Origin of the sequence: Pseudomonas sp. A014 (genome assembly GCF_052378495.1) — a bacterium.
GTDB classification, from domain to species: domain Bacteria; phylum Pseudomonadota; class Gammaproteobacteria; order Pseudomonadales; family Pseudomonadaceae; genus Aquipseudomonas; species Aquipseudomonas machongensis.
Genome location: NZ_CP199001.1, coordinates 3,772,228 through 3,781,638 on the forward strand (window position 1 = coordinate 3,772,228; position 9,411 = coordinate 3,781,638).

The 9,411-nt window shown below is 61.8% G+C and carries 15 protein-coding genes and 1 tRNA gene; 11 read left to right on the forward strand and 5 right to left on the reverse strand.

What is annotated here, in order from left to right; all coding sequences use genetic code 11:
- Positions 1-41: 41 nt before the first annotated feature.
- Genes ACTYOL_RS17470 through ACTYOL_RS17520 form a run of 11 tightly spaced genes read left to right on the forward strand, consistent with a single transcriptional unit; the run spans position 42 to position 4,972 of the window.
- Positions 42-371, forward strand: coding sequence for a hypothetical protein (locus tag ACTYOL_RS17470; protein ID WP_444756827.1), 330 nt, complete (start codon positions 42-44; stop codon positions 369-371).
- On the forward strand, positions 368-661 hold the full coding sequence (locus tag ACTYOL_RS17475; protein ID WP_444756828.1) for a hypothetical protein: 294 nt from the start codon (positions 368-370) through the stop codon (positions 659-661). Before ACTYOL_RS17470 ends, ACTYOL_RS17475 begins: the two co-directional genes overlap by 4 nt.
- Positions 658-1,014 carry a hypothetical protein gene (locus ACTYOL_RS17480; RefSeq protein ID WP_444756829.1) on the forward strand — a complete coding sequence of 119 codons (357 nt, stop codon included), beginning with the start codon at positions 658-660 and terminating at the stop codon, positions 1,012-1,014. The genes ACTYOL_RS17475 and ACTYOL_RS17480 overlap by 4 nt, the downstream gene beginning before the upstream one ends.
- Entirely contained in the window at positions 1,011-1,367 is a 357-nt protein-coding gene (locus ACTYOL_RS17485) for a hypothetical protein (protein WP_444756830.1), read from the forward strand. The genes ACTYOL_RS17480 and ACTYOL_RS17485 overlap by 4 nt, the downstream gene beginning before the upstream one ends.
- Entirely contained in the window at positions 1,364-1,651 is a 288-nt protein-coding gene (locus ACTYOL_RS17490; protein WP_444756831.1) for a hypothetical protein, read from the forward strand. The genes ACTYOL_RS17485 and ACTYOL_RS17490 overlap by 4 nt, the downstream gene beginning before the upstream one ends.
- On the forward strand, positions 1,648-1,998 hold the full coding sequence (locus ACTYOL_RS17495) for a hypothetical protein (RefSeq protein WP_444756832.1): 351 nt from the start codon (positions 1,648-1,650) through the stop codon (positions 1,996-1,998). The genes ACTYOL_RS17490 and ACTYOL_RS17495 overlap by 4 nt, the downstream gene beginning before the upstream one ends.
- Positions 1,995-2,348, forward strand: a complete 354-nt coding sequence (locus tag ACTYOL_RS17500) for a hypothetical protein (RefSeq protein ID WP_444756833.1) — start codon at positions 1,995-1,997, stop codon at positions 2,346-2,348. Before ACTYOL_RS17495 ends, ACTYOL_RS17500 begins: the two co-directional genes overlap by 4 nt.
- A 46-nt stretch (positions 2,349-2,394) precedes the next feature.
- The gene (locus ACTYOL_RS17505; RefSeq protein ID WP_444758163.1) at positions 2,395-2,874 is read left to right on the forward strand and encodes a class I SAM-dependent methyltransferase; all 480 of its coding nucleotides are present in this window, start codon (positions 2,395-2,397) and stop codon (positions 2,872-2,874) included.
- Between the two features lie 53 nt (positions 2,875-2,927).
- Positions 2,928-3,479: a hypothetical protein gene (locus ACTYOL_RS17510; RefSeq protein WP_444756834.1), complete on the forward strand. Its 552-nt coding sequence runs from the start codon at positions 2,928-2,930 to the stop codon at positions 3,477-3,479.
- A 39-nt stretch (positions 3,480-3,518) separates the two neighbouring features.
- Positions 3,519-3,923 (forward strand): hypothetical protein, encoded by a 405-nt coding sequence (locus ACTYOL_RS17515; protein WP_444756835.1) that lies wholly within the window; start codon positions 3,519-3,521, stop codon positions 3,921-3,923.
- A complete protein-coding gene (locus ACTYOL_RS17520; RefSeq protein ID WP_444758164.1) occupies positions 3,809-4,972 on the forward strand; it encodes a tyrosine-type recombinase/integrase in 1,164 nt (387 codons plus the stop codon). The genes ACTYOL_RS17515 and ACTYOL_RS17520 overlap by 115 nt, the downstream gene beginning before the upstream one ends.
- A 79-nt stretch (positions 4,973-5,051) precedes the next feature.
- Here the strand turns inward: ACTYOL_RS17520 and ACTYOL_RS17525 are convergent.
- From ACTYOL_RS17525 to pheS, 5 genes are all read right to left on the reverse strand, one after another.
- Positions 5,052-5,128, reverse strand: a tRNA-Pro gene (locus ACTYOL_RS17525).
- 110 nt (positions 5,129-5,238) lie between these two features.
- The gene (locus ACTYOL_RS17530; RefSeq protein ID WP_054892048.1) at positions 5,239-5,595 is read right to left on the reverse strand and encodes a MerR family transcriptional regulator; all 357 of its coding nucleotides are present in this window, start codon (positions 5,593-5,595) and stop codon (positions 5,239-5,241) included.
- Positions 5,576-5,878 (reverse strand): integration host factor subunit alpha, encoded by a 303-nt coding sequence (ihfA, locus tag ACTYOL_RS17535; protein WP_003250679.1) that lies wholly within the window; start codon positions 5,876-5,878, stop codon positions 5,576-5,578. Before ihfA ends, ACTYOL_RS17530 begins: the two co-directional genes overlap by 20 nt.
- Positions 5,879-5,882: 4 nt before the next feature.
- Entirely contained in the window at positions 5,883-8,264 is a 2,382-nt protein-coding gene (pheT, locus tag ACTYOL_RS17540; protein ID WP_200603896.1) for a phenylalanine--tRNA ligase subunit beta, read from the reverse strand.
- A 33-nt stretch (positions 8,265-8,297) separates the two neighbouring features.
- Positions 8,298-9,314 (reverse strand): phenylalanine--tRNA ligase subunit alpha, encoded by a 1,017-nt coding sequence (gene pheS / locus ACTYOL_RS17545; RefSeq protein ID WP_054892050.1) that lies wholly within the window; start codon positions 9,312-9,314, stop codon positions 8,298-8,300.
- Positions 9,315-9,411 lie beyond the last annotated feature (97 nt).

Sequence of the window (9,411 nt, forward strand, 5' to 3'; positions counted from 1 at the left end):
TGCGGTTTTAACCATCGCCGAGAATTCGGCAGGAGTATCTCATGTCTGAAGAAATCAAGCTGATCCAGCCGGCGCCTGTTGAGCGCGATGAATACGGAATGTTCCAACACCCCGACCTTCCCGACTTCGACGAGGGTGACGGCGAGAAGTGCAAGGCCTGGGTCGCGCAGCAGGGTCTGCGGCTCGTCATGTTCCACCTGGAGACCGACGCACCGGAGGCGATCTCTGAGCGCTACTTCCAGTCCGATGAACCGCATTGCGGCTACTGGGAGCCAAGCAAGCCCGAAGGCGATGGCTGGTTCTGCCTGGCCATCCACGACACCGACGACGGTCCGGTGTGCTGGTGGGGCCGCCGCGAGGTGCAGCCATGACGAACAAAAAGCATCCGCTCGACGTGCAGAGCGTCGGCGAAGACTCCTACATCTGCATGAGCAAGGGTCACCACGACCTGGAAGAGTTCATGAAGGCTGCCGTTGCTGATCACCCTGGCTGGTGCCTGGGTGGCCCTGAGCATGTCTGGATCAAGACAACACCGGGTCACGGCACCTACGACCGCATGTACAACATCGTGCCGCAGGGTACTCGGGGTGCATGGCCGGCGACCTACTGCTGGGAGTTCGGCGAGGACTACAAGCGCTACAACGCCGAGGAGCAGCCATGAAGCTCACTGAGCGCCAGCAAGAGGTTCTCGAAACCCTGCGAGATATCGGCCGAGACAACGCGGTCCGCCACCGGGGTAGGACGCCATACCTGTACCAGCGGGATTGCGAAAAGCTGCTGAAAGGCGACGAGGCGTGTGTATTCGGCCTCGGTGGCTTGACCTGGCAGGTAGGTGGTCGGTTGGGTCTTGGCGCGTCCTCGGTACTCAGCACCTTCAAGACGCTGGAGACCAAGGGCCTGATCATCCGCGAGACGCGAAACCCGCGATATCAGCGTCCGCTCTACTGGTGGCCCGTGGGCCTGGCAAAGGTTCTCGCAGATGAGCTCGTGCCCGGCGTGGAGGTGAGCCGATGACCCGCCTCGCCCTCTGCCTCCTGCTGCTGGCCACCCTGGCCGGCTGCCAGGGGGAAGCTGAATCAACCACGCGCGCCGGCTCCGACTTCAAGGTCGACCGTCTGTTCAAGATCGACGGCTGCACTGTCTACCGATTCCACGACGGCGGCCGGGCCCGGTACTTCACCAACTGCGGCGGCTCCACCCAGTGGGAAGAGAGCTGCGGCAAGAACTGCTCGCAGCAGAGCGGTGTCACCGGCAGCAACTACCAGGCCGGCAACGAGCGCCAGCTCTCCCCGCACGAGCAGCAGGACAACGGACCTACACCCGCACTGGCGCCTGGGCGCTGGATTGATGAGAGGTATGAGCTGTGAAGAAATCCACCGACTTCCTGCAGGCCGCCATCGACGTGCAGGCCGAGCGCGGTAAGCAGTACGACGCGCCAGGCGGCGAGCGCAGCATGGGCCGCACCGTCCAGGCATTCAACGCCATCACCGGCCGGGACCTCAGCGAAGCCGAAGGATGGCTGCTGCTCCAAGTGCTGAAGGACGTACGCCAATGGCAGAACCCAGACAAGTTCCACGAGGACAGCGCGCTGGATGGCGTGGCGTACTCGTCGCTAAAGGCTGAGGCCCTGGCCGCCGGTGGCCAGTCATGAGAACTCTCGGCGAAATCATCGAAGCAGCCAAATCCGGCGAGCGCCCACACTACGACGAGCTGCGGCTGGCCGTCTGCGCCATGGACGGGCTCATGACCTTTGACCGCCAGGCGATCTGGAAGCTGGCCGAGGGCGAGGAGAAAGGCAAGAAGCCATTCTTGACCTGGAGCAGCGTCTGGCAGCGTGACGAGCAGTTCGAGCGCATCAAACGGGCCATGGCCACTGACCCGAAAACCTACCTCGGCCCCAGCTACGACCCAGACAGCCCGGTAGTGCAAGAGCGCCGACGGATGTCGATCGCCATCATGGAAGGTGCTGCACGCCGCGCACGGGAGAAGAAGCCATGAGCAAGCACGCTGTGCACATGTACGAGTGGGACGGCGGAACCGAGGCCGATCAAGACCCGCCAGAAGACGTGCTGTGCGGTACCGAAGGAGAAATGCAAGACGAGCAGTTGGCAAGCGATTGGCGTCACGTCACCTGCAAGCGCTGCCTCAAGCTGCGGGCCAAGCAGTTGGCCAGGTGGGCGGCCGAGGAGAGAGACCAGAAGGTCAAGCTGTTCGACGAAGCCCAGGCCATCACCATCGAGCTGGGGCACCGCAACATCTCAACCGCAATCAAGGCCCTGATCAGGGAGCGCGATCAGCTTCGGCAAGATCGCGACGCCCTGCTGGATGCCGGAGGACACCTTCTATGATCCTGCCCGTGATGTACATGGCCTACCTGATCTATCGGGGGCCGCGATGAACGCAAAGGTGCTCGATCCATGCAGCGCCAGTCGCATGATGTGGTTCGATAAGCAGGACCAGCGCGCCCTGTTCGGCGACATCCGCGACGAGGAGCATCTTCTCTGCGATGGCCGGGTGCTAAAGGTTGAGCCCGACGTGCTGATGGACTTCCGCAAATTGCCCTTCGAGGCCTCGACCTTCCGCCTGGTCGTATTCGACCCACCGCACCTCACCCGCGCAGGCGTCGATAGCTGGATGAGGGCCAAATACGGGGTGCTTACCAGCGACTGGCGAGAGGACATTCGTCAGGGGTTCGCTGAGTGCTTCCGCGTGCTAGAGCCCGAAGGCATCTTGATATTCAAGTGGAACGAAACCCAGGTGCTGGTCAGCGAGCTGTTGGCCCTCACCAATGAGAAGCCCCTGTTTGGCCACAAGTCCGGCAAGCGCGAAAAGACGCACTGGATCACCTTCATGAAGCGCCCAGCTTCGGCCTAACCCCTACCCCTACAACTCAAGCCCGCCGACTGCGGGCATGGAGAGCTATTGCCATGATCATCGATGACGTGATGACAGACAAAATCACGCTTCACGGCCTGGGCTTCGTCCAGGTCCAGCTGCAGGGCGATCAGCGCCTGCACGTGTGGCACCCAGAACTTCCCCGCCGATCCTGCTTCGAGCATTCGGCGATCCACGACCACCGCTTCAACTTCGTATCGCGGATCCTGGTCGGGAAACAGATCAACCACTGCTACGACATGCGCCGCCTGGATGACGGTGAATTCGTTCTCTATCTGCACGAAGGCGCGCGGCAGGCTGGCGGCGGTAGACCGTGGACCCCAGAGGGCAGGGCCAACATGGTGCACCACTCGACCTGCACCATTGCCGCGGGCGATGTGTACACCACCAGGGCCTACGAGTACCACCGGACCGAGCCGGGCGGTGACGGCCGAGTGGCCACCATCATGCAGAAGCGCGGCGAATACCCAGCCGGCGCCCACTCCACCTGCCGCTACGGCGTGCAGCCCGACACAGACTTCGACCGCTATCAATGGCCCGCAGCGCGACTCTGGGAAGTCGTGCGCGAAGTGCTGCTGGCCTGATTACCGTACTGCCGCCACCGGCGGCGTGGAGACCATCCCATGGCAAACTCCAGCGCGGCACCTGCCGCACGAATTCTGCCGCGCATCATCCGCGCCGGCGAAGCCCCCTATTACCTCGGCATGTGCCGAGCCGAATTCAACAAGACCGTCCGGCCCTATGTCAGCGAGTTTCCCATCGGGGAGCGCGGCATCGGGTTCGACCGAGAAGAACTGGACGCCTGGGTGAACGACTACATCCAGTCCATGGCAATTGCGAAAGAAGGCGCTCAGGGACGACAATCGCCCGGCAGCGAGCGCCCATCAGGAGATAATGGATGGCGCGAAAGACGATCACCGGCCTTTCCCAAAGGAACGGCATCTGGCACATCGACAAGAAGATCAGCGGAGAGAGAATTTACGAAAGCACTGGAGTTGGTGACCGGGCGGAAGCAGAAAAGTACCTGATCCACCGCCTGGAGCAGATCCGCCAGCGCAAGGTGTACGGCGTTCGGCAGGTGCGAACGTTTCGGGAGGCGGCGACCAGGTATCTAATCGAGCACAAGGATCAGCCGTCGATCAAGCTGACCGCTCTGTGCCTGCAGCAGCTCGACCCGTACCTGGGCGACCTACCACTGACGCACATCGACGACCAAGCTCTGGCCCCGTTCATTCGGGACCGGCAGACGGACGAAGAATTGCCGAATGGGAAGGTGAGGAAGGCGGTCAGCAACCGAACGGTGAACATCGCGATCGAGCGCGTGATTCGCGTTCTGTCGTTGGCTTGCCGGAAATGGCGGGATGAAGAGCGAAGGCCCTGGCTCGACAGCATTCCGCTGCTGGCCAAGCTGGAGGAGAAGAGGTCCAGTCGAAAGCCCTACCCCATGTCATGGGATGAGCAATCGATTCTCTTCGGGGAATTGCCGGACCACCTGCAGCGAATGGCCCTATTCAAGGTGAATACGGGCTGCCGCGAGCAGGAGGTCTGCAAGCTGAGGTGGGATTGGGAGATCTCGGTACCCGAGTTGGGCACCAGCGTGTTCCTGATACCTGCCGACTTCGGCGGGCGGCACGAGAACTCGGGCGTGAAGAACCGAGACGAGCGCCTGGTAGTGCTGAACAGCGTAGCTAAGTCGATCATCGACGGGCAGCGCGGAATCAGCCGGGAGTGGGTTTTCCCGTACAACGGTACCGGGATGCACAGGATGAACGACTCGGCCTGGAAGAAAGCGAGGGTGCGCGCGGCGAAGCTCTGGCAGGAGCAAAATTTGCGGCCGGCACACCCTGGGTTCGCTTCGATCAGGGTTCACGACTTGAAGCACACTTTCGGCAGGCGCCTGAAAGCAGCGGGTGTAACAGAGGAAGATCGGAAGTCGCTACTCGGTCACAAAAACGGAAGCGTGACCAGTCACTATTCTGGCTCGGAGCTAGGCCAGTTGATAGAGGCGGCAAACAAAGTTTCAGCGACGGACTCTCGTGGGCCGGTGCTGACGATTTTGAAGAGGAGGCAGGCGTGAAAATGGGAGAAGTCACGCAAAAGTCACGCAAAGGAAAAAGGCCAACCCTTACGGGAATGGCCTAAGTCCTTGGGATTATTGGTCGGGACGGAGTGATTCGAACACTCGACCCCTTGCACCCCATGCAAGTGCGCTACCGGGCTGCGCTACGCCCCGACTGGGCTTGAAGCATGTTCTCGATACTGCTGAGAACGAAAAGAAATGTACCCTAACCTTTTGATTAATGGAAGCTTTTTTTCAAAAAAATCCATTCATCGCCAATCAGGTCACTTCTTCAACACCACCAGCACATCCTCCAACTCGGCAATCATCTGCCGAATCAGCTGCTTGTACTGGGTCGTGTCATCCTTGGCCTCATCACTGGACATGCGCAAGCGCGCACCGCCGATAGTGAAGCCCTGGTCATACAGCAAGGCGCGGATCTGGCGGATCATCAGCACATCTTGGCGCTGATAATAACGCCGGTTTCCGCGGCGCTTGACCGGGTTGAGCTGCGGGAATTCCTGCTCCCAGTAACGCAGCACGTGCGGTTTTACCGCACAGAGCTCACTGACTTCACCGATGGTGAAGTAGCGTTTGCCCGGAATGGGGGGCAGCTCGTCGTTATGGCTTGGTTCCAGCATAGGCCTCAACCCGGGCTTTCAGTTTCTGCCCTGGACGAAAGGTGACGACGCGCCGTGCGGTAATCGGGATCTCTTCCCCTGTCTTGGGGTTGCGGCCCGGCCGCTGGCGTTTGTCGCGAAGGTCGAAGTTGCCGAATCCGGACAACTTGACCTGCTCGTTCTCCTCAAGCGCGTGACGAATCTCCTCGAAAAACAACTCGACCAGTTCCTTGGCCTCGCGCTTGTTAAGCCCCAGCTCCTCGTACAGCCTTTCGGCCATCTCAGCTTTCGTCAGAGCACCCATGCCGTTATTTCCTTAACGTGGTGTTCAACCTTTGTTCGAGCGAGGTGAGGATATTTTGCAGGGTGGTGTTCACCTCATCGTCGTTAAGAGTGCGCGATGGATGCTGCCAGGTCAAGCCGACCGCGAGGCTTTTTCTATCAGGATCAATACCTTTACCCTGGTAGACATCAAACAGCCTGAGGTCTGTGAGCCATTCCCCTGCATTGTCACGAATTACTTCAAGCACGGCGCTCGACGCCACATCACGTCCTGCGATCAACGCCAGGTCACGACGGGTTTCAGGGAACTTGGACAGTTCGCTGAATTTCGGCAGACGACCTTCGACCACATCACCCAATACCAGCTCGAAGACGAACACCGGACGCTCCAGGCCGAGGGTCTTGGCCAGTTCCGGGTGGATGGCGCCCAGGTAGCCCACCTCCTTGCCGTCGCGCTCGATGCGGGCGGTCTGGCCAGGGTGCAGGGCTGGGTGCTTGCCTGCGCTGAAGCTGAAGTCGGCGAGCGCGCCGGAGTAGCCCAGCAGGGCTTCGACGTCGGCCTTCATGTCGAAGAAATCGACACTGTCACGACCGTTGGCCCAGCCTTCCGGCAGGCGGCTGCCGGTGATCACGCCGGCGATCATCAATTGCTGCTTGAGGTCGCCCAACTGGCCGACGAAGCGCAGGCCGCTTTCGAACAGGCGCACGCGGTCTTGCTGGCGGTTGAGGTTGTGCTGCAGCGCCTTGACCAGGCCCGGCCACAGCGAGGCGCGCATCGCGGCCATGTCGCTGGAGATGGGGTTGGCCAGCATCAGCGGCTCGACGCCAGGGGTGAACAGCTCGAAAAGCTTGGGATCAATGAAGCTGTAGGTGATGGCTTCCTGGTAGCCGCGGGCGACCAGCAGGCGACGCAGGATCGGCAGTTCGCCGCGCGATTCCGAACGAGCCTTGGGGGCCAGGCGGGCTTGCGGGTAGCGAACCGGCAGATTGTTGTAGCCGTAAAGGCGCGCCAGCTCTTCGATCAGATCGACTTCGAGGCTGATGTCGAAGCGGTGGCTCGGGATCTCGACAGTCCACACCCCTGCCCCATTGGCGCTGGTTTTAAGCTCCAGGGCGTCGAGCAATTGTTCGATCTGGGCAGGGGCCATGTCCATGCCGAGCATCTGGCTGACGCGTTCGGCGCGTAGGGTGACCGGAGCAACCTTGGGTAGGTGCTGCTCGCTCACGGCTTCGACGATCGGGCCGGCTTCGCCGCCGACGATCTCGAGCACCAGGGCGGTAGCGCGCTCCATGGCTTCGCGGGCGAGTTGCGAGTCGACACCGCGCTCGTAACGGTGCGAGGCATCGGTGTGCAGGCCGTAGGAACGGGCCTTGCCAGCAACGGAAACGGGCTCGAAGAAGGCGCTCTCCAGGAACAGGTCGCGGGTCTTCTCGGTGTTGACACCACTGTGCTCGCCACCCATGACGCCGGCGATGGCCAGGGCGCGGGTGTGGTCGGCGATGACCAGGGTGTCGCTACGCAGGGCAACTTCCTGACCGTCGAGCAGGACGAGCTTCTCACCCTCCTCGGCCATGCGCACACGGATGCCGCCGTTGATTTCGGCGAGGTCGAAGGCATGCATCGGCTGGCCGAGTTCGAGCATCACATAGTTGGTGATATCGACGGCTGCGTCGATGCTGCGTACGTCGCTGCGACGCAGGCGCTCGACCATCCACAGCGGGGTCGGCTTGCTCAGGTCGACGTTGCGGATGACGCGTCCCAGGTAGCGTGGGCAGGCAGCGGGAGCGCTGACGTCCACCGGGCGCACTTCATCGTGGGCAGGTGCGACGGCCGGGACCACCGGGCGGGTAACCGGGACGTCGTACAGGGCGCTGACGTCACGCGCCAGGCCCGCCACCGACAGGCAGTCGCCGCGGTTGGGGGTCAGGCCGATTTCGATGCTGGCGTCGTCCAGGTTGAGGTACTGGCGAATGTCTTCACCCACCGGCGCGTCGGCTGCCAGCTCCAGCAGGCCGTCGTTCTCTTCGCTGATCTGCAGCTCGGCGGCCGAGCACAGCATGCCGAAGGATTCGACGCCACGCAGCTTGGCTTTCTTGATCTTGAAGTCGCCAGGCAGCTCGGCGCCGATCATGGCGAACGGGATCTTGATCCCGGGGCGCGCATTGGGCGCGCCGCACACCACCTGGAAGGTTTCCTGGCCGTTGCTGACCTGGCAGACACGCAGCTTGTCGGCGTCCGGATGCTGCTCGGTGGCGAGGATCTCGCCCACCACGATGCCGCTGAACTGGCCAGCCGCCGGGGTGACGCTGTCGACTTCCAGGCCGGCCATGGACAGGCGGGCGACCAGTTCGTCACGGGAGACTTGCGGGTTTACCCAACCGCGCAGCCACTGTTCACTGAATTTCATGCTGTTCTCCTGAAGATTGCGTCGAGGTGTGGCCTAGCGGAATTGCGCCAGGAACCGCAGGTCGTTGTCGAAGAACAGACGCAAATCGTTGACGCCATAGCGCAGCATGGCCAAGCGCTCGACACCCATGCCGAAGGCGAAGCCGGAGAATTCTTCCGGGTCGATGCCGGACATGCGCAGCACGTTCGGGTGGACCATGCCGCAGCCCATCACTTCCAGCCAGCCGGTCTGCTTGCACACGCGGCAGCCTTTGCCGGAGCACATCACGCACTCCATGTCGACTTCGGCGGACGGCTCGGTGAAGGGGAAGAACGACGGACGGAAACGCACCGCCAGCTCTTTCTCGAAGAACACCCGCAGGAACTCTTCGATGGTGCCCTTGAGGTCGGCGAAGTTGATGTCGCGGTCGACCAGCAGGCCTTCGATCTGGTGGAACATCGGCGAGTGGGTGATATCCGAGTCGCAGCGGTATACGCGGCCCGGGCAGACAATGCGGATCGGCGGCTGGGTGCTTTCCATGGTCCGCACCTGAACGGGCGAAGTGTGGGTGCGCAGCAGCATGTTGGCATTGAAGTAGAAGGTGTCGTGCATCGCCCGGGCCGGGTGGTGGCCGGGGATGTTGAGCGCTTCGAAGTTGTGGTAGTCGTCTTCGACCTCAGGGCCTTCGGCGATGCCGTAGCCGATGTGGGTGAAGAACTGCTCGATGCGCTCGAGGGTACGGGTGATCGGGTGCAGGCCACCGGTGGCCTGGCCACGGCCTGGCAGGGTGACATCAATGCATTCGGCAGCCAGGCGAGCGTTCAGCTCAGCCTCTTCGAAGGCGGCCTTGCGTGCGTTGAGCACGTCAGTGACGCGTTCCTTGGCGTCGTTGATCAGCGCACCGACCTTGGGGCGCTCTTCGGCTGGCAGGTTGCCCAGGGTCTTCATCACCTGGGTCAGCTCGCCCTTCTTGCCGAGAAATTGGACCCGGATCTGTTCCAGGGTATTGATGTCTTCAGCGCGCTCCACGGCCTCGAGGGCTTGGGAGACCAGCGCGTCCAGGTTTTCCATGTACAGACTCCAGATACGAAAATAGGGGAAGAGCTTTGAAGGCTCTTCCCCTATCGATGACGTTTTACACCCGCCGACACAGAGCGCCAGCGGATGA